16 protein-coding genes are annotated in these 17,561 nt (G+C 62.9%); 7 read left to right on the top strand and 9 right to left on the bottom strand.

What is annotated here, in order from left to right:
* The first annotated feature begins 195 nt into the window (after positions 1–195).
* Complete coding sequence (locus ACIN8IBEIGE_RS06715; RefSeq protein WP_160013970.1) at positions 196–4,260, top strand: bifunctional nitrate reductase/sulfite reductase flavoprotein subunit alpha; 4,065 nt, start codon at positions 196–198, stop codon at positions 4,258–4,260.
* Between the two features lie 188 nt (positions 4,261–4,448).
* Here the strand turns inward: ACIN8IBEIGE_RS06715 and ACIN8IBEIGE_RS06710 are convergent, their stop codons facing one another.
* The 3 genes from ACIN8IBEIGE_RS06710 to hemF form a co-directional block, all read right to left on the bottom strand.
* Entirely contained in the window at positions 4,449–5,075 is a 627-nt protein-coding gene (locus ACIN8IBEIGE_RS06710) for a bifunctional 2-polyprenyl-6-hydroxyphenol methylase/3-demethylubiquinol 3-O-methyltransferase UbiG (RefSeq protein WP_160013969.1), read from the bottom strand.
* A 6-nt stretch (positions 5,076–5,081) separates the two neighbouring features.
* Positions 5,082–5,906 carry a shikimate dehydrogenase gene (gene aroE, locus ACIN8IBEIGE_RS06705; RefSeq protein WP_160013968.1) on the bottom strand — a complete coding sequence of 275 codons (825 nt, stop codon included), beginning with the start codon at positions 5,904–5,906 and terminating at the stop codon, positions 5,082–5,084.
* Positions 5,907–6,050: 144 nt separating this feature from the next.
* Positions 6,051–6,968, bottom strand: coding sequence for an oxygen-dependent coproporphyrinogen oxidase (gene hemF, locus ACIN8IBEIGE_RS06700; protein ID WP_160013967.1), 918 nt, complete (start codon positions 6,966–6,968; stop codon positions 6,051–6,053).
* A gap of 182 nt (positions 6,969–7,150) precedes the next feature.
* Between hemF and ACIN8IBEIGE_RS06695 the strand changes: the two genes are divergently transcribed.
* Complete coding sequence (locus ACIN8IBEIGE_RS06695; protein ID WP_160013966.1) at positions 7,151–8,128, top strand: NADPH:quinone reductase; 978 nt, start codon at positions 7,151–7,153, stop codon at positions 8,126–8,128.
* Positions 8,129–8,140: 12 nt separating this feature from the next.
* On the opposite strand, the gene ACIN8IBEIGE_RS06690 is transcribed toward ACIN8IBEIGE_RS06695, so the two are convergent.
* The 3 genes from ACIN8IBEIGE_RS06690 to ACIN8IBEIGE_RS06680 all read right to left on the bottom strand — a co-directional run bounded on the left by ACIN8IBEIGE_RS06690 (position 8,141) and on the right by ACIN8IBEIGE_RS06680 (position 10,978).
* Complete coding sequence (locus ACIN8IBEIGE_RS06690; RefSeq protein WP_160013965.1) at positions 8,141–8,698, bottom strand: L-threonylcarbamoyladenylate synthase; 558 nt, start codon at positions 8,696–8,698, stop codon at positions 8,141–8,143.
* A 42-nt stretch (positions 8,699–8,740) separates the two neighbouring features.
* Complete coding sequence (gene dprA, locus ACIN8IBEIGE_RS06685; protein WP_160013964.1) at positions 8,741–9,856, bottom strand: DNA-processing protein DprA; 1,116 nt, start codon at positions 9,854–9,856, stop codon at positions 8,741–8,743.
* 96 nt (positions 9,857–9,952) lie between these two features.
* On the bottom strand, positions 9,953–10,978 hold the full coding sequence (locus ACIN8IBEIGE_RS06680; protein ID WP_160013963.1) for a LysM peptidoglycan-binding domain-containing protein: 1,026 nt from the start codon (positions 10,976–10,978) through the stop codon (positions 9,953–9,955).
* A gap of 152 nt (positions 10,979–11,130) precedes the next feature.
* On the opposite strand from ACIN8IBEIGE_RS06680, the gene def reads away from it, so the two are divergent.
* The 5 genes from def to ACIN8IBEIGE_RS06655 are packed head-to-tail and all read left to right on the top strand — an operon-like array spanning position 11,131 to position 15,663.
* Positions 11,131–11,637 (top strand): peptide deformylase, encoded by a 507-nt coding sequence (gene def, locus ACIN8IBEIGE_RS06675; RefSeq protein ID WP_090378757.1) that lies wholly within the window; start codon positions 11,131–11,133, stop codon positions 11,635–11,637.
* A 58-nt stretch (positions 11,638–11,695) separates the two neighbouring features.
* Complete coding sequence (gene fmt / locus ACIN8IBEIGE_RS06670) at positions 11,696–12,640, top strand: methionyl-tRNA formyltransferase (RefSeq protein WP_160013962.1); 945 nt, start codon at positions 11,696–11,698, stop codon at positions 12,638–12,640.
* On the top strand, positions 12,637–13,950 hold the full coding sequence (gene rsmB, locus ACIN8IBEIGE_RS06665; RefSeq protein ID WP_160013961.1) for a 16S rRNA (cytosine(967)-C(5))-methyltransferase RsmB: 1,314 nt from the start codon (positions 12,637–12,639) through the stop codon (positions 13,948–13,950). Before fmt ends, rsmB begins: the two co-directional genes overlap by 4 nt.
* Before the next feature lie 12 nt (positions 13,951–13,962).
* Positions 13,963–15,336: a Trk system potassium transporter TrkA gene (trkA, locus tag ACIN8IBEIGE_RS06660; RefSeq protein WP_160013960.1), complete on the top strand. Its 1,374-nt coding sequence runs from the start codon at positions 13,963–13,965 to the stop codon at positions 15,334–15,336.
* A 9-nt stretch (positions 15,337–15,345) separates the two neighbouring features.
* Positions 15,346–15,663, top strand: coding sequence for a hypothetical protein (locus ACIN8IBEIGE_RS06655; RefSeq protein WP_090378743.1), 318 nt, complete (start codon positions 15,346–15,348; stop codon positions 15,661–15,663).
* Positions 15,664–15,682: 19 nt separating this feature from the next.
* Here the strand turns inward: ACIN8IBEIGE_RS06655 and ACIN8IBEIGE_RS06650 are convergent, their stop codons facing one another.
* The 3 genes from ACIN8IBEIGE_RS06650 to ACIN8IBEIGE_RS06640 form a co-directional block, all read right to left on the bottom strand.
* Positions 15,683–15,955: a PilZ domain-containing protein gene (locus ACIN8IBEIGE_RS06650; protein ID WP_160013959.1), complete on the bottom strand. Its 273-nt coding sequence runs from the start codon at positions 15,953–15,955 to the stop codon at positions 15,683–15,685.
* Positions 15,956–16,023: 68 nt separating this feature from the next.
* Positions 16,024–16,911 (bottom strand): lysophospholipid acyltransferase, encoded by an 888-nt coding sequence (locus ACIN8IBEIGE_RS06645; protein WP_160013958.1) that lies wholly within the window; start codon positions 16,909–16,911, stop codon positions 16,024–16,026.
* Positions 16,912–16,956: 45 nt separating this feature from the next.
* Positions 16,957–17,514 carry a DNA-3-methyladenine glycosylase I gene (locus ACIN8IBEIGE_RS06640; protein WP_160013957.1) on the bottom strand — a complete coding sequence of 186 codons (558 nt, stop codon included), beginning with the start codon at positions 17,512–17,514 and terminating at the stop codon, positions 16,957–16,959.
* Positions 17,515–17,561: the final 47 nt, after the last annotated feature.

Here is a 17,561-nt window from a genome sequence, read left to right as displayed (position 1 = left end):
TTATCTCCCGCACACACCTCGCCAGGCCTTGCCGCGCGGGCATTCAAGCCGCCCTTGCGAACCCTGGCGCGTGCCTTGCTATAGACCCACCCAGGTAATCAACGCTGATTGCCCATCCACGACAAAGACGCCGTGCCACTCCCGTTTCGACGGAGGGTTGCATGGCGTTTTGCGTTTCAGGTGCAGGAGAGGGGTGTGGCGAACAAAACCGTGCGAAGTGTCTGTCCCTATTGCGGCGTCGGCTGCGGCATCGTCATGCACGTGGAAAACGGCAAGATCGCCAAGGTCAGCGGCGATACGCAGCATCCGAGCAACTTCGGCCGCCTGTGTACCAAGGGCAGCACCTGCGCCCAACCGCTGAACGAATCCGGCCGCATGCAGCACGCCTACCTGCGCAGCGAACGTAGCCGCAATCCTGGGCAAATCACCATGACTAGCGCCATCAGCGCCGCCGCCGCCCGCCTGCGCGCGATTCTCGACGAACACGGCCCGGACGCCATTGCCCTGTATGTCTCCGGGCAGATGTCACTGGAGGCGCAGTACCTGGCCAACAAGCTGGTCAAGGGCTACCTGGGCAGCAACCAGATCGAATCCAACTCGCGCCTGTGCATGGCCAGCGCCGGCAGCGGCTACAAGCTGTCGCTGGGCGCCGACGGCCCGCCCGGCTCGTACCAGGACTTCGACCGCGCGGATGTGCTGCTGGTGATTGGCGCAAATATGGCCGACTGTCATCCGATCCTGTTTCTACGCCTGATGGCACGGGTAAAAGCCGGCGCCAAGCTGATCGTCGTCGACCCCCGGCGTAATGCCACGGCGGACAAGGCCGACCTGTTTCTGCAGATCAACCCGGGCAGCGACCTGCTGCTGCTCAACGGCCTGCTGCACCTGCTGCACAAGAACGGCCACACCGATCCGGGCTTTATTGCCGAGTTCACCGAAGGCTGGGAGGTCATGCCGGACTTCCTTGAGAGCTACACCCCCGACTACGTCGCCGCCCATACCGGGCTCAGCGAAGCAGCGATCCGCCAGGCCGCACGCTGGATCGGCGAAGCCGGCGAGTGGATGAGCTGCTGGACCATGGGCCTCAACCAGAGCACCCACGGCACCTGGAACACCAACGCCCTGTGCAACCTGCACCTGGCCACCGGCAAGATCTGCCGCCCCGGCAGCGGACCGTTCTCCCTTACCGGCCAACCCAACGCCATGGGCGGCCGCGAGATGGGCTATATGGGCCCCGGCCTGCCTGGCCAGCGCAGCGTGCTGGTGGACGACGACCGCGCCTTTGTCGAGCAGATCTGGGGCGTGCCGGCCGGCACCCTGCACACCCGCCTGGGCGGCGGCAGCGTGACGCTGTTCGAGGACCTGGCAGCCGGCAAGGTCAAGGCCTGCTGGATCATCTGCACCAATCCGGTGGCGAGCATGGCCAACCGTAGCAAGGTAATCGAAGGGCTGAAGGCCGCCGAACTGGTGATCGCCCAGGACGCCTTTCTCGATACCGAAACCAATCGCTACGCCGACATCCTCCTGCCCGGCGCGCTGTGGGCCGAAACCGAAGGGGTGATGATCAACTCCGAACGCAACCTGACCCTGATGCCGCAAGCCGTCGAGCCGCCCGGCGAGGCCATGGCCGACTGGCGGATCATCGCCGAGGTGGCCTGCGCCATGGGTTTTGCCGACGGCTTCAACTACGAATCGGCCGAGCAGGTGTTCGAGGAGATCAAGCGCTTCCACAATCCCAAGACCGGCTACGACCTGCGCGGCGCCAGCTACCCGCGCCTGCGCCAGACGCCGCTGCAATGGCCCTGCGCCAGTGAGGAGGGCGACGGGCGCATGCCGCTGCGCTACATCAACGACGGAATCAGCCAGCATCTGCACATTCGCGAAGATGGCAGCACGCCGCGCCTGGCCTTTGCCACGCCCAGCGGCAAGGCGCAGTTCTTCCCGCGCCCGCACCTCGACCCGGCGGAAATGCCCGATGCGGACTTCCCCTTCGTGCTCAACACCGGGCGCCTGCAACACCAGTGGCACACCCTGACCAAGACCGGCAAGGTCGCCACGCTGAACAAGCTCAACCCCGGCCCCTTTATCGAAGTGCACCCGCAGGACGCCGCCGCCCTCGGCGTGCGCGACCGCGACCAGCTGGAAGTCCGCTCGCGGCGTGGCCATGCCGTGCTGCCGGTGCAGATCAGCGACCGCGTGCTGCCCGGCGGCTGCTTTGCGCCGTTCCACTGGAACGATGTGTACGGCGATAACCTGGCGATCAACGCGGTAACCAGCGACGCCATCGACCCCATCTCGCAGCAGCCGGAATTCAAGTTCTGCGCCGTCAGCCTGCGGCGTATCGAGCTGATCGCCCATCAACGCCTCGATACGCCCACCGCCGAGGCAGTCGACAGCACTCGCCTATCTCACCAGCCCGAGGAACTCGCGATGTCGAGCATCGAAACCTTTGCGGCCCTGGTCGGCGTAGATTGCAGTGCACCGCCGCCCCTCAGCGAAAGCGAGCGCACCTATATGGCCGGCTATATCAGCGGCTTGCGCAGCAACCCCGGCGGCGGTGTACCCAGCCTGCCAAGCCAGGCGCCCCTGGCCGAACCGACCCGCCTGTGGCTCGACGGCATGCTCGCCGGGCTATTCAGCCGCGTCGCACCCGCGGCACTGGCAGCGACCCCTGCAGTAACCCTGCTGTGGGCCTCGCAGACCGGCAATGCCGAGGCATTGGCCGAACGCCTGGCCGCGCACCTGAACGAAGCCGGGATTGCCGTGGCACTAAGCTGCATGGCCGATTACCCACCGCAGCAACTGGCCAGCGCCGGCTCGGTGTTGCTGCTCAGCAGCACCTTCGGCGACGGCGATGCACCGGACAACGGCCAGGCCTTCTGGAACGCCCTGCAGACCAGCGACCTGCGCCTGGAAAATCTGCGTTATGCGGTACTGGCGCTTGGCGACCCCAACTACGAGCAGTTCTGCCAGCACGGCAAAAACCTCGACCGGCGTATGGCCGAACTCGGCGCCACGCCGCTACGGCCTTGCCTGGATTGCGACAGCGACTTCGACGACGCTGCAGCGGCCTGGCTAAGCGAGCTGCTACCACTGCTGCGCCCGGCGGCAACGGCAGTTCCTGCACACAGCGCCGCTTCACCTGAACCCGTCAGCACGGTGAGTAAAACCCAGCCGCTGCCAGCGCGCCTGGCGCTTAACCTGCGCCTGAACGCGGAAGGCGCGAGCAAGGACACCCGTCAATTCGCTTTCGCCCTGGGCGACTCCGGCCTGGCCTACGAAGCCGGCGATGCCCTCGGCGTATGGCCGCGCAACTGCCCGGAGCTGGTCGAGGAAGTGCTCGAACTGGCGCACCTGGACGGCGAACAACTGGTCAACGTGGCCAAGGTCGGCGAACTGCCGCTGCGCGAGGCGCTTAGCTGCCATTTCGAAATTGCCCGACCGAGCAACGAGGCCCTCGCCCTGGTCGCCGAACGCAGCGCCAACAGTGAGTTGCGCAGCCTGCTTGGCGAGCGCAAGGCGGAGTTAAAAGACTGGCTGTGGGGCCGCCAACTGGCCGACGTGCTGCAGGCCTACCCCGCTGAACACTCGGCTGACGAACTGCTGGGCAGCCTCAAGCGCCTGCAACCGCGCCTGTATTCGATCTCATCGAGCCCCAAGGCGCATGCCGGCGAAGTGCACCTGACCGTTTCCGCCGTGCGCTACGGCAAGCGCAAGGGCGTGGCCTCGACCTTTCTCGCCGACCGTGCGGATAACCGCGAAGTGCCGCTGTTTGTGCAGAGCAACAAATACTTCCGTGTGCCACCGGATGGCGACGTGCCGATGATCATGATCGGCCCCGGCACCGGTGTGGCGCCGTTCCGTGGCTTCCTTCACGAACGCCGCGCGCGCGGCGATACCGGCAAGAACTGGCTGTTCTTCGGCGAGCAGCATGCCGCCAGCGACTTCTACTACCGCGACGAGCTCACGGCGATGCAGCACGACGGCCTGCTGACCAACCTCAGCCTGGCCTTCTCCCGCGATCAGGCGCAGAAGATCTACGTGCAGGATCGTATTCGCGAGCAGGGCGCCGAGCTGTGGCGCTGGCTGGAGGAGGGTGCGCAGCTGTATGTCTGCGGCGACGCCAACCGCATGGCCAAGGATGTCGAGCAGACGCTACGGGATGTGGCGCGCGAGCACGGCGGTTTGAGCGAGGAAAAAGCCGCCGAACATATCCGCCGTTTGGCCGAGCAGAAACGCTACCTGCGCGACGTGTACTGAGTAGGGTGGATCACGCTTATCGATCCACCATTGCGGTGGACGTGAAAAGCGACGTCCACCCTACGAACTGAGCCAGGCTCTGCGACAGTTTCGTAGCCTGGATAAGCCGAAGGCGCAATCCGGGTATCACGGCATCGCCGGACCCCGCTCCCGGATTACGCTGCGCTAATCCAGGCTACAGCTAAGCGTTAGCTGCGCCGCCATACGCTGGCCAACCAGGGCTGCTGCTCGCGCGGCAAGCCCGCCGGCCGGTAGTAATGCTCCAGCTCGCTAAAGCCGGCGGCGTTAAGCAGCACGCGCCAGTTGGCCAGGTCGTGATAGGCGCCGTAGCGTTCGCCATTCCAGCCTTCCTGGTTCTCACCACGGGGGTTGGAGCTGAACAGTACGCCGCCGGGTTTAAGGGTGGCATGCAGCTGCTTTAGCACCCGTGGCAGTTCCTGGCGGGGAATATGAAACAGCGAGGCATTGGCGAACACGCCGTCGAAGCGTTCAGGCGGCAAATCGAGGGCGAGAAAGTCCTGCTGCCAGGCCTCGCAGCCACTGTCGACGCGAGCCATTTCGACAAAGCGCGAGCAACCGTCCAAACCGACAGCGGTGTGGCCCATGGCACTAAAGGTGCGCAGATCGCGCCCCGGCCCGCAGCCGAAATCGAGAATCTGGTAGGGCGCAGTGGCCTGAATATGTGCGAGCAGGGCAGCGATATTCTGGCTGACATCGTGGTCGCGGGTGCCCTCGCGAAAGCCTTCGGCACAATCCTGATAATGGCGCAGGGTTAGCGCGCTGATCTGCGCCAGTTCATTCGGGCTCAGCGACATACGCGCTTAACCCTCGGCCAGCAGGCGGCGCAGTTCGGCCAACACCGGGGCGCTGGCTGGACGCACATCGCGCCACAGAGCAAAGGCTTCGGCGGCTTGCTCGACCAGCATGCCGAGGCCATCCAAAGTGCGCGCCGCGCCCTGCTCGGCAGCCCAGCGGTTAAAGGCCGTCAGCTGCTTGCCGTACATCATGTCGTAGCACAGGGTATGCCCCGGCTGGATCAAGCTAGGGGCAATCGGTGGCAACTCACCGGCCAGGCTGGCCGAGGTGCCGTTGATGATCAGGTCCACCGGTGCATCGATCCAGTCATAGCCGCTGGCAACCACAGGGCCCAGGTCGGCGAATTCGCGGGCCAGTTGCTCAGCCTTTTCCACCGTGCGGTTGGCAATCACCAGCGCTACCGGCTGCTCGCCCAGTAGCGGCTCCAGCACCCCGCGCACCGCACCGCCCGCGCCGAGCAGGAGGATGCGTTTGCCCTTGAGGGTTACCCCGGCATTCACCGTCAGATCACGCACCAGGCCGGCGCCGTCGGTGTTATCGCCAAGCAGGCTGCCGTCGGCCAGCTTCTTCAGGGTATTTACCGCACCGGCGCGTTGAGCACGGGCGCTGAGCTGATTGGCGAGTACAAACGCTTGCTCCTTAAACGGCACGGTGACATTCGCCCCCAAACCTTCGGCAAAGAACGCACGGGCAAATCCAGAGAAATCGTCCAGCGGCGCGAGCAGCGCTTCATAGCTCAGCTGCTCGCCGGTTTGCTCGGCAAACAGGCGATGAATCAGCGGCGACTTGCTGTGGCCAATGGGGTTGCCGAATACGCCATAGCGGTCCATCAATAATCCTCTTTGAAATTTGCCTTCAGCGCGTCGCGAGCGACGGTCAGGCAAGGCGAGAGCAGGCGAGGAAGCGGAGTTTACGAGCTGTAAATAAGCATTCCGAGCCTGCTCTCAACGCAGCATGGCCTAGCGCAGCAGCGATCAAGGCAAATTTGCGAGCCAATCGCGATCGGTCAGAAAATACTCGGTCAGGCGTGCCTCTTCGCTGCCCGGCTCGGGCTTCCAGTCGTAGCCCCAGCGCACATGAGGGGGCAGGGACATCAGGATCGATTCGGTGCGCCCGCCGGATTGCAGGCCGAACAGCGTGCCACGGTCAAACACCAGGTTGAACTCAACATAGCGGCCCCGGCGGAAGGCCTGGAACTCACGCTCGCGCTCACCATAGGGGGTCAGCTTGCGGCGCTGCACGATGGGCAGATAGGCCGCGATATAGGCATCGCCGATGGCGCGCATAAAGGCGAAGCTGGTGTCGAAATCCCACTGATTCAAGTCATCGAAAAACAGCCCGCCAATGCCACGCGGCTCGCCGCGGTGCTTGAGGTGGAAGTAGCGATCACACCACTCCTTAAACTTCGGATAGACCTCGGCACCGAACGGCGCGCAAGCGTCATGGGCGACCTGGTGCCAGTGCCGGCAGTCTTCGTCATTGCCGTAGTAGGGCGTCAGGTCGAAGCCGCCACCGAACCACCAGACCGGCTCCTCACCTGCTTTCTCGGCACTGAAGAAGCGCACGTTGGCGTGGGAGGTCGGCACATAGGGGTTTTCCGGGTGGATCACCAGCGATACGCCAAGGGCCTCGAAGCCGCGTCCGGCCAGTTCCGGCCGATGAGCGCTGGCTGAGGGCGGCAGACTGTCGCCGAACACATGGGAGAAGTTCACCCCGCCCTTTTCGATCAGCGCACCGTTCTCCATCACCCGCGTGCGGCCGCCACCGCCGGCTGGCCGCTGCCAGGCATCCTCGAAGAATTCGGCACCACCATCTTCGGCTTGCAGGGTAGTGCAGATACGGTCTTGCAGATCCAGCAGGTAGGCTTTGACGGCCTCAGTACGGTCACTCACGGCGGCACCTTGAAAACGGGTAAGGCCAGGCGGCACGTAGCCGCAGGGAAAAATGGGCGGCCAGCATAACACCTGCCACCCCACGGCCGCAGTTGACGGCGGTCAATGCAGACGATTGGATAACGGCACTTTTACGCCCCTGCGGGCATCATCCAGACATGCAATCGCTGAGGAACCTGAAAATGGCCACGCGTATCCAGTTCAGCCGCCATGGCGGCCCGGACGTTCTCGAATACACCGACTACAGCCCCGTCGCCCCCGGTCCTAATGATGTGCGGGTACAGAACCAGGCGATCGGCCTGAACTTTATCGACACCTATTTCCGCAGCGGTCTGTATGCGCCGCCAGCGCTGCCGTCCAGCCTTGGTACAGAGGGTGCGGGTATCGTCGAGGCGGTGGGCTCAGCAGTGAGCGGCTTTCAGGTGGGCGACCGCGTGGCCTATGCCACCGGACCACTAGGCGCCTATAGCGAACTGCATGTGCTGCCGGCCGAGAAGCTGGTGAAGCTGCCGGATGCAATCAGCTTCGAGCAAGCCGCCGCAGTGATGCTCAAGGGCCTGACCGTGCAGTATCTGCTGCGTCAAACGTTCCCTCTGCAAGGCGGCGAAATCATTCTGTTTCATGCCGCTGCCGGCGGGGTCGGCTCCTTCGCCTGCCAGTGGGCCAGGGCGCTTGGGGTCAAGCTGATCGGCACCGTCAGTTCCGCCGAAAAAGCGGCGCGAGCCAAACAGCAGGGCGCCTGGGCGACCATCGATTACAGCCATGAAAACGTCGCCCAGCGCGTGCTGGAACTGACCGATGGCAAGAAGTGCCCGGTGGTCTACGACGGCGTAGGCAAGGACACCTGGGAAACATCGCTGGATTGCGTGGCGCCGCGCGGCCTGCTGGTCAGCTTCGGCAATGCGTCGGGCGCCGTAACCGGCGTCAACCTGGGCATCCTCGCGCAGAAAGGCTCACTGTTCGTCACCCGCCCGACCCTGGCCGGCTACGCCGATACGCCGTCTCGTCTGCAAAGCATGGCGGACGAACTGTTCGCCATGATCGCCAGCGGCCAGCTGCAGGTGGAGATCAGCAACCGCTATACACTCAAGGACGCCGCGCTAGCACAAACTGCCTTGAGCGCGCGGCAGACCACCGGTTCGAGCATTCTGCTGCCCTAGGCTGGGTTATGGTCAGGACGCCCTGACCACATCACCGCTGATCAGATCGCGAATCAGGCTGGGGTTCTTGCGGCCGCCCAAAGCTCCACCCAGCACCGCATCCAACTGACCGGGGAAGTACTGTTCGACCCGCAAACGCGAACGCGCAGAAGGACGGCCAGCCGGATTGGCCGAGGTCGACACCAGCGGTCCGGTCAGGCGACACAGCGCCTGCACCTGCGGATGATCACTGACGCGCAGGGCCACGCTGTCGTGCTGGCCGCTGATCCACTCGGGCAAGCGGTTCTGGTGCGGCACCAGCCAGGTATTGGGGCCGGGCCAGCTGCCGGCCAAGCGCGCCAGCCAGATTTCCGGCAGATCATCGAGAAGAAAGTCGAACTGTTCGATATCGGCGGCGACCAGAATCAGGCCCTTGTGCACCGGCCGATCCTTCAGCGCCAGCAAGCGCTCTACCGCCTCGTCATTCCAGGGATCACAGCCCAGCCCCCACACCGCCTCGGTCGGATAGGCAATCACGCCGCCATTGCGCACCACCCGTGCGGCTTGCTGTATCTGCCAGTTGCTAACCATTCACTGCTCTCCACTGAACACCTGGCGGGCAGTGTATCCAAGCTAAAGCGCGCGGCCCACCCAGCGGCCATTTTCACAGGCCACCTGACCGTCCAGTTCCAGCTCTGTCAGCGCCGCCAGCACTTCGGCCAGCGGTAAGCCACTGGCCACTACCAACGCTTCGCTGCTATGCGGCGCAGCATGCAACAGGGTCAGTAGAGGATGGCTGGGCTGCTCTGGTCTGCGAGCGGCGTGGGTGGGTGGCTGCGCCTGCCAGCCACGCAAGGCCTGCAGAATGTCTTCGATACTTTCCACAAGCGTCGCTCCTTCGCGGATCAGCTGATGACAGCCGCGCGCGCCGGGATGATGGATCGAACCGGGAATCGCATAGACCTCGCGGCCCTGTTCGGCGGCCAAACGTGCAGTGATCAACGAGCCGCTGGAAGGGCTGGCCTCCACCACCAGCACGCCCACGGAAAGACCACTGATGATTCTGTTGCGCCGCGGAAAATTGCTCGCCTGAGGCGGACAATCCAGCGGCAACTCGGACACCAGCGCACCACCACGGGCGACGATATCGGCGGCAAGTTTCTTGTGCCGCGCCGGATATAAACACTGCAAGCCGGTACCAAGCACCGCGACCGTCTTGCCATTGGCATCCAGTGCGCCCTGATGGGCCGCGCCATCGATACCCAAAGCCAGACCGCTGGTAATCACAAAGCCGCCACCAGCCAGGCTGCGAGCAAAGCTCTGCGCCGTATCCAACCCTGGCCGCGATGCGCGCCGGCTACCGACCATGGCCAGTTGCGGCTGCTCCAGCAAAGTCGGGTCACCTGCAACAAACAGCAACGGCGGTGCATCCGCCAACTCAGCCAGCAGCCCCGGATAAATCGCCTCATCCCACATCAACAAATGATGCGTATCGACGTCCAGCCAGGCCAGACTCTGCGCTGCGCGTTCACGCACCTCAGCGCTACGCCGCGCTTCACTGCAGGCCTGCGGCAAACCCAGGGAACGCCAGGCACTGGCCGGCGCGCTGAGCGCGGCAGAAGCACTGTCGAAGGCACTGAGGAGTTTGCGAAAGCGCCGGGGGCCCAGCTCCGGCAAGCAGTGCAAGCGCAGACGCGCTTCCAGTTCAGCGGGAGAGATAACAGGGGAAATAGCGGAAAGTTGCGACATGCGGATCATCCTTGATCGGTCGCGCCGCACGGCGGCAGGATGATGGCCAAAGAGGCACACCATAAAAAAGCCCCGCATTTGCGGGGCTTTTCGGTTTTACGGGTTACGCACTTTATCCAGAATCGCCAGCGAGCGGGACGCTCCCAGCACCAGACCATAGCTGAGCTTGTCGTAGGTGCGGAACACCATCAGCAGGCCCGAACGCTCGTCCGGAATCTTCACCGACTCACCGGTTACCCGGTCACGTACGGTTTCACCGGTTTTGTAGATCGCCAGCACGTTGCCTTCGGTCAGACCGTCGCGGGCGCCCTTGTTGATGGTGACCACATCGAACTGACCGATCTGGGTCACGCCACGCGGCACATCGAGGATCACACCATTGACCTCGCCAGCCGGTTCACTCGGCATAAAGGTCGAGTTGATCGCACGCTCTTCAGTAGCAAACAGACGGTCGCCAAGGCGAACTTCCTGAGTCGAGCGGCTGAGCAGCATAGTGCCGACATCGCCTTCCTCGGCAACGATCTCACCCGAGCCGATGTCGTCGGCGTTGATTCCGAGGAACTCCTTGGTCTCAGGGTCCGTGTAGGTTTTGCCCTGGCGGAAGATGCCGTAAGCCGGCGCCGACTCATCAAAGGCACCACGGGCATACACACGATCACCAGCACCGCTAACAACGCGCTCGGCGTTGCCGGCCACGATATAGGGCGCGCCCTGGAACTGCTCAGGGGTATCAACGATGCGGTTGCTCAGCAGGAAGCTGTTGATCGCCTCCAGGGGAATCGCCGGAATGGCTTCGGCCATTGGCGTGCTGCGCACCTGCGGCGACAGTTTGATGGTGCCGCGCGACTCACCGCGGTTGAGCATCAGGCGTGGCTGACCATCGATATACACCAGGCTGAGCTGGTCGCCCGGATAGATCAGATGGGGGTTTTCCACCTGTGGGTTGGCGTGCCAGATTTCTGGCCACTTCCACGGCTGGCTGAGAAATTTACCGGAGATATCCCAGAGGGTATCGCCCTTGACCACGGTATAACGGTCTGGGTGACCGTCCTTAAGTTGCACTTCGGCCTGGGCCAAGCCACTTGCCGCAAGCAGCAGCAGGGCGAGTAGTGATTTCCTCATGCGGTGAATCCCTTTATTATGTGTCTTCACGTGGAGCGCCCTAGCGCCGCTACAAAACCCAGTCGTGCTGCGGCGTGAAGCCGTTTTTCAATGCTGCTCATCATCTTAGCAGCGGATTTTGACTTTATTCCACAAGTGCATCACAAACGCATATGGCGATCCTGAATATCCTCGAATTTCCCGATCCGCGCCTGCGCACCATCGCCAAGCCGGTGGACGTGGTCGATGACGCCTTGCGTCAGCTGATCGATGACATGTTTGAAACCATGTACGACGCCCCGGGCATAGGCCTGGCCGCGACGCAGGTCAACGTGCACAAGCGCCTGGTGGTGATGGATCTGTCCGAAGACAAGTCCGAGCCACGGGTGTTTATCAACCCCGAGTTCGAGCCGCTGACCGATGAAATGGATCAGTACCAGGAAGGCTGCCTCTCGGTGCCGGGCTTCTACGAAAACGTCGACCGCCCGCAGAAGGTCAAGATCAAGGCGCTGGACCGCGATGGTCAGCCCTATGAGCTGATCGCCGAAGGCCTGCTGGCCGTGTGCATCCAGCACGAATGCGACCACCTTAACGGCAAGCTGTTTGTTGATTACCTGTCTAATCTCAAACGCGACCGGATCAAGAAGAAACTGGAAAAGCAGCACCGCCAGCAGGCTTGAGCCACACCTTGCAAAGGCTTGCTACGGCAAGCCTTTTCCTTTCTAGCAGTGAGAACCCATGTCTGAGTCTTTGCGTATTGTCTTTGCCGGCACCCCGGAATTCGCCGCCGAACACCTCAAGGCCTTGCTCGACACGCCCCACCAGATCATTGCCGTGTACAGCCAGCCGGATCGCCCGGCCGGTCGTGGGCAGAAGCTCACACCCAGCCCGGTCAAGCAGCTCGCTCTGCAGCACAACATCCCGGTGTACCAGCCGCAGACGCTGCGTGATCCCGCCGCCCAGGCCGAACTGGCAGCGCTCAATCCCGACCTGATGGTGGTGGTGGCTTACGGCCTGATCCTGCCGCAGGTGGTGCTGGATACGCCGCGTCTGGGCTGCATCAACAGTCACGCCTCTTTACTGCCGCGTTGGCGTGGCGCTGCGCCGATCCAACGCGCGGTCGAAGCTGGTGATGCCGAGTCCGGCGTCACCGTGATGCAGATGGAAGCCGGCCTGGATACCGGGCCGATGCTGCTCAAGGTCAGCACGCCCATTTCTTCCGAAGATACCGGTGGCAGCCTGCACGACCGCCTTGCCAGCCTCGGGCCACAAGCAGTGGTTGAAGCCATCACTGGCCTGGCCGATGGCACGCTCAAAGGCAAGCTACAGGACGACAGCCTGGCGACCTATGCACACAAGCTGAACAAGGATGAAGCGCGCCTGGACTGGAACCGCCCAGCCACTGAGCTGGAGTATCTGGTACGCGCCTTTCACCCCTGGCCGATCTGCCATAGCACGCTAAATGGTGAAGCGATCAAGGTGCACGCCGCTACTTTGGGTGAAGGGCAAGGCCAACCCGGCACTATTCTCGCTGCCGATAAATCTGGCCTGACCGTGGCCTGTGGCGTAGGCGCATTGCGTCTGACCCGCCTGCAGCTGCCCGGCGGCAAGGCACTGAACTTCAGTGATCTGTATAACAGCCGCCGCGAGCAGTTCGCTCCTGGCTTGGTGCTGGGAGCATGAACCCACGTCTCGCCGCCGCTCGCGCCCTGGCCAGTGTGCTGGCTGGCAAGGCTTCACTGGGCAGCAGCCTGCCGCCGTTGCTGGATAAGGTCGAGCCGCGTGACCGTAGCCTGGCCCAGGACCTGGCCTTTGGCACCGCGCGCTGGCAGCCACGTCTGGCATTGATCGCCGAAAAGCTGCTGCAAAAACCCTTCAAAGCGGCCGACCGCGATATCGAAGCACTGCTGCTGATCGGCCTGTACCAGCTGTTCTACAGCCGTATTCCCGCCCACGCCGCCATCGGTGAAACGGTGGCCTGTGTCGACAAGCTGAAAAAGCCCTCGCTCAAGGGCCTGCTGAATGCCTTGCTGCGCAACGCACAGCGCGATGGCGAAAGCATTATTGCCAGCCTGGAACGCGACCCGGTGCTGCACACCGCCCACCCACGCTGGCTGCAAAAAGCCCTGAAAGCCCAATGGCCGGAACACTGGGAAAACATCTGCGCAGCCAACAATGCCCACCCACCTCTGATTCTGCGGGTCAACCGTCACCTCGGCAGCCGTGATGATTACCTGGCCGAACTGCGCCGCGTCGGCTTCGAGGCCGAGCCCTGTGCATTCAGCCGCGACGGTATCCGCCTGCTGCAGGCCTGCGATGTCACCACCCTGCCGGGCTTTGCCGAAGGCCGCGTCAGTGTGCAGGACGAAGCGGCGCAACTGGCCGCCGAACTGCTCGATCTGGCCCCCGGTCAGCGCGTGCTGGACGCCTGCGCCGCGCCCGGCGGCAAGACCTGCCATCTACTGGAAGCCGAACCCGCACTGGCCGGCGTTGTGGCCGTGGATCTGGAAGAAAAACGCCTGGTGCGCGTACGCGAGAACCTCAAACGCCTGGGCCTTCACGCCGAGCTGATCGCCGCCGATGGCCGTGATTTAGCTGCCTGGTGGGACGGCAAGCCGTTCCAGCGCATCCTGCTCGACGCGCCCTGCTCGGCCACCGGGGTGATCCGCCGTCACCCCGATATCAAACTGACCCGCCAGGCCGATGACATCCCCGCCCTGGCCAAACTGCAGGGCGAGCTGCTGGATAGCCTATGGCAGACTCTGGAAGTGGGCGGCATCCTGCTCTACGCCACCTGCTCGGTGATGCCCGCAGAGAACAGTGACAACATCGCCGCGTTCCTCGCCCGCACCCCCGGTGCTCGCGAGCTGGATATCGGCGGCCCGTTCGGTGTGCAAACGCCCCACGGCCGCCAGCTATTCCCGCAAGAAGGCGGCCATGACGGCTTCTACTATGCCAAGCTGATAAAAGTCGCCGCGACTCCCCGCGGCTAACGGAGCGATCCTGTGAAGATCATCATTCTCGGTGCAGGCCAGGTCGGCGGCACCCTGGCGGAACACCTGGCCAGTGAAGCCAACGACATCACCGTGGTCGACACCGACGGTGACCGTCTGCGTGACCTCGGCGACCGCCTGGATATTCGCACCGTACAGGGTCGTGGCTCGTTCCCCACAGTGCTGCGCCAGGCCGGTGCGGACGATGCCGACATGCTGGTGGCGGTGACCAACAGCGATGAAATCAACATGATCGCCTGTCAGGTGGCCTACAGCCTGTTCCACACTCCGACCAAGATTGCCCGGGTGCGTGAAGCGGCCTACCTGACCCGCAGCGGCCTGTTCAGCAACGAGTCGATCCCGGTCGACGTACTGATCAGCCCCGAGCAGGTGGTGACCAACTACATCAAGCGCCTGATCGAATACCCCGGCGCCCTGCAGGTGATCGACTTCGCCGAGGGCAAGGCCCAGCTGGTGGCAGTCAAGGCCTACTACGGCGGTCCGCTGGTCGGCCAGCAGCTGCGTCAGCTGCGCGAACACATGCCCAATGTCGACACCCGCGTGGCGGCGATCTTCCGCCGCAACCGGGCGATCATGCCGCAAGGCGACACGGTGATCGAAGCCGACGACGAAGTGTTCTTTATCGCCGCCAAGGCACATATCCGCGCGGTGATGAGCGAAATGCGCCGCATGGAAGACAGCTACAAGAAGGTGGTGATCGCCGGCGGCGGGCATATTGGTGAGCGTCTGGCCGAGGCCATCGAGAGCCGCTACCAGGTGAAGATCATCGAGATGAACCCGGCGCGCTGCCGCTACCTCTCGGAGACCCTCGACAGCACCATTGTGCTGCAGGGCAGTGCCTCGGACCGCGACCTGCTGGTGGAAGAAAACATCAGCGACGCCGACATCTTCCTGGCCCTGACCAACGACGACGAAGCCAACATCATGTCGTCATTGCTGGCCAAACGCCTCGGCGCGCGCAAGGTGATGACCATCATCAACAACCCGGCCTACGTAGACCTGGTGCAAGGTGGCGAAATCGACATCGCCATCAGCCCGCAGCTGGCCACCATCGGCACCCTGCTGACCCACGTGCGTCGTGGTGATATTGAAAGCGTGCACAGCTTGCGCCGTGGTGCGGCCGAAGCTATCGAGGCGATTGCCCATGGTGATGCCAAGTCGAGCAAGGTGGTCGGCCGCATGATCGAAGACATTGCCCTGCCGCCGGGTACCACCATCGGCGCAATCATCCGCAATGAAGAAGTGCTGATTGCCCACGACGACACGGTGATCGAATCCGGCGACCACGTGATTCTGTTCCTGGTCGACAAGAAGTACATCCGCGATGCCGAGCGCTTGTTCCAGGTCGGCCTGACCTTCTTTTAGGAGTTGCCCATGAGCACCGAAGCCCTGGAAAAGATGCTGGCCAAAGGCATGGACAACGCCCTGCTGCGCTTCGGCCTGGGCAAGGGCTATCTGGATACGGCGGAGTTCGCTCGCGCGGCGGAGCATTTGCAGCGCTGCGTTGAGTTCGATGCGCAGTATTCAGCCGCCTGGAAGCTGCTCGGCCAGGCGCTGAACAAGCAGGGGCTCAGCGCCGAGGCGCGAGACGCCTGGACGCAGGGCTTGCGAGCGGCAGAAGATAAGGGCGACAAACAGGCGGGGAAGGAAATCAGCGTATTTCTCAAGCGCCTGGACAAGCAGGCTCACTAGTCCAGAAAAAGAGCCCGGACTACTCCTCGGTTTGCACAAAACGTAGGCCAACTCCCAGAGCTTCAACGCGTACCACTTCGAGCATGAGAATCGGCGCTTCCATCGGCAAGCCCTGCACCTGGCCTTGCACCTGCTCGCCCATGGCCAGTACGTTCTGCGCCTGGTCTATCAGCACATAGACGCCGCATTCGGAAATATCCCGGGTGGTGACCAGCAACTCGCCATGCAGCGGATGATCGATACGCAGGCGTACCTTGAGAGGGGTGCGGACATTCTTTCGACTATTGCTCATGCGCCGTCCGTCAGAGTGGATTCCCCCAGCCTAGTCGAGAGCAGGCTTCGCCTGCAACTCAGCCTCATTCAATACCACTTGGCCTCGCCGGCAGGGCGCTTTTTGAAGCGCTTCATGTTCCACATGTATTGGCTGGGCGCCTGCTGCACCTGCTTTTCAATGCCATGGTTTAGAGCGCCCACGGCAGCCTCAATGTCCTCGCCATAGAGCGCTTCCGGCGCCGCTTCAATCACCACCCGATAACCACTACCGTCGTCCAGGCGCAGGGCGTGCATAAAAACGGCTTCCGCCTTGCGATCCTTTACCAAAGACGGCACAAACTTGCTGGTCAACGCGGGGACACCGAAGAAGGGCACAAAAACCCCACTCGAAAGACTCGGTTCTGGATCAGCGGCAATCCCCGCTACACCGCCCTTACGCACCTGTTTGATCAGGCTGAGGATGCCTTCCTTGGTCGACGGTGCCAGGCTGTTTCCCAACTGCACACGTTGTTTGACCAGCAGGTCGTCGACCGCCTGTAGCTTGATAGGGCGGTACAGAATGATCGGTTTGCACAGTGAGCACACGTATTGCAGCAGCACTTCCCAGTTGCCCAGGTGGCTGCTGATCAGCACCACACCCTTACCGCTGGCCAGGGCATCCTGCAGCACGTGCATGCCCTCAACCTGTTTGATCAGCCCCAGCGTCTTGTTCGCAGGCCAGATCCAGGCGCAGGCGCTTTCAGTGAGGGTTTTACCGATATCACGCAGGCTTTCGCCCACCAGCCGTTCGCGCTGCTCGGCCGGCAGATGGGCAAAGCAGGCGCCCAGGTTGATCCGGGTAACATCACGGGAACGGTTCGGCAGCTTCCACATCAGCCAGCCAATCGCCGCGCCCACAGCCTGCACGGCGCGCCAGGGCAACAAAGCGAATAAACGCAGAAAACCCACCACCAGGGCACCTTTGAGCTTTTCCACAGGCAACTCCAGCCGATCAAAAGGCGCTTATTGTAACCACCCGAGCTAGCGGCTGGTCAGTTGTGCGTAGCGGTCACAGTTGGTGGTGTGATCCATGACCATGCCAGTGGCCTGCATATAGGCGTAGCAAATGGTCGGACCGACAAAGGTAAAGCCGGCCTTTTTCAGCGCCTTGCTCATCGCCTCGGCTTCAGCGGTTACTGCCGGCACCTGGTCGCGTTCGCTGAAGTGGTTGATCTTCGGCGCGCCGCCAACAAACGACCAGAGCAGCGTCACCGGATCCTCCAGCTTGAGCCAGGCCTGAGCGTTCTTGCGCACGGCCTTGAGCTTGAGGCGGTTGCGGATAATCCCGGCGTCCTGCATCAGGGTTTCTTCGATGTACTCGTCAGTCAGTGCCGCCAGGCGCTGCACATCGAAGCCGAACAGCACCTCGCGGTAGCGCTCGCGCTTCTTCAGCACGGTGATCCATGACAGGCCGGCCTGGAAGGCTTCGAGCAGGAGTAATTCAAACAGCACGTTAGGGTCGCGTTGCGGCACGCCCCATTCTTCGTCGTGATAAGCCTGGTACAACGGGTCGTCAGAGCACCAAGAGCAGCGTGGCATGCGGGTTTTCCTGAGCTTCGGTATACTCGCGGACTTTCTGAAGCCGC

Source organism: Pseudomonas sp. 8BK (assembly GCF_902506475.1).
GTDB classification, from domain to species: Bacteria; Pseudomonadota; Gammaproteobacteria; order Pseudomonadales; family Pseudomonadaceae; genus Aquipseudomonas; species Aquipseudomonas anguilliseptica.
This window is presented reverse-complemented; position numbering and strand designations above follow the sequence as displayed.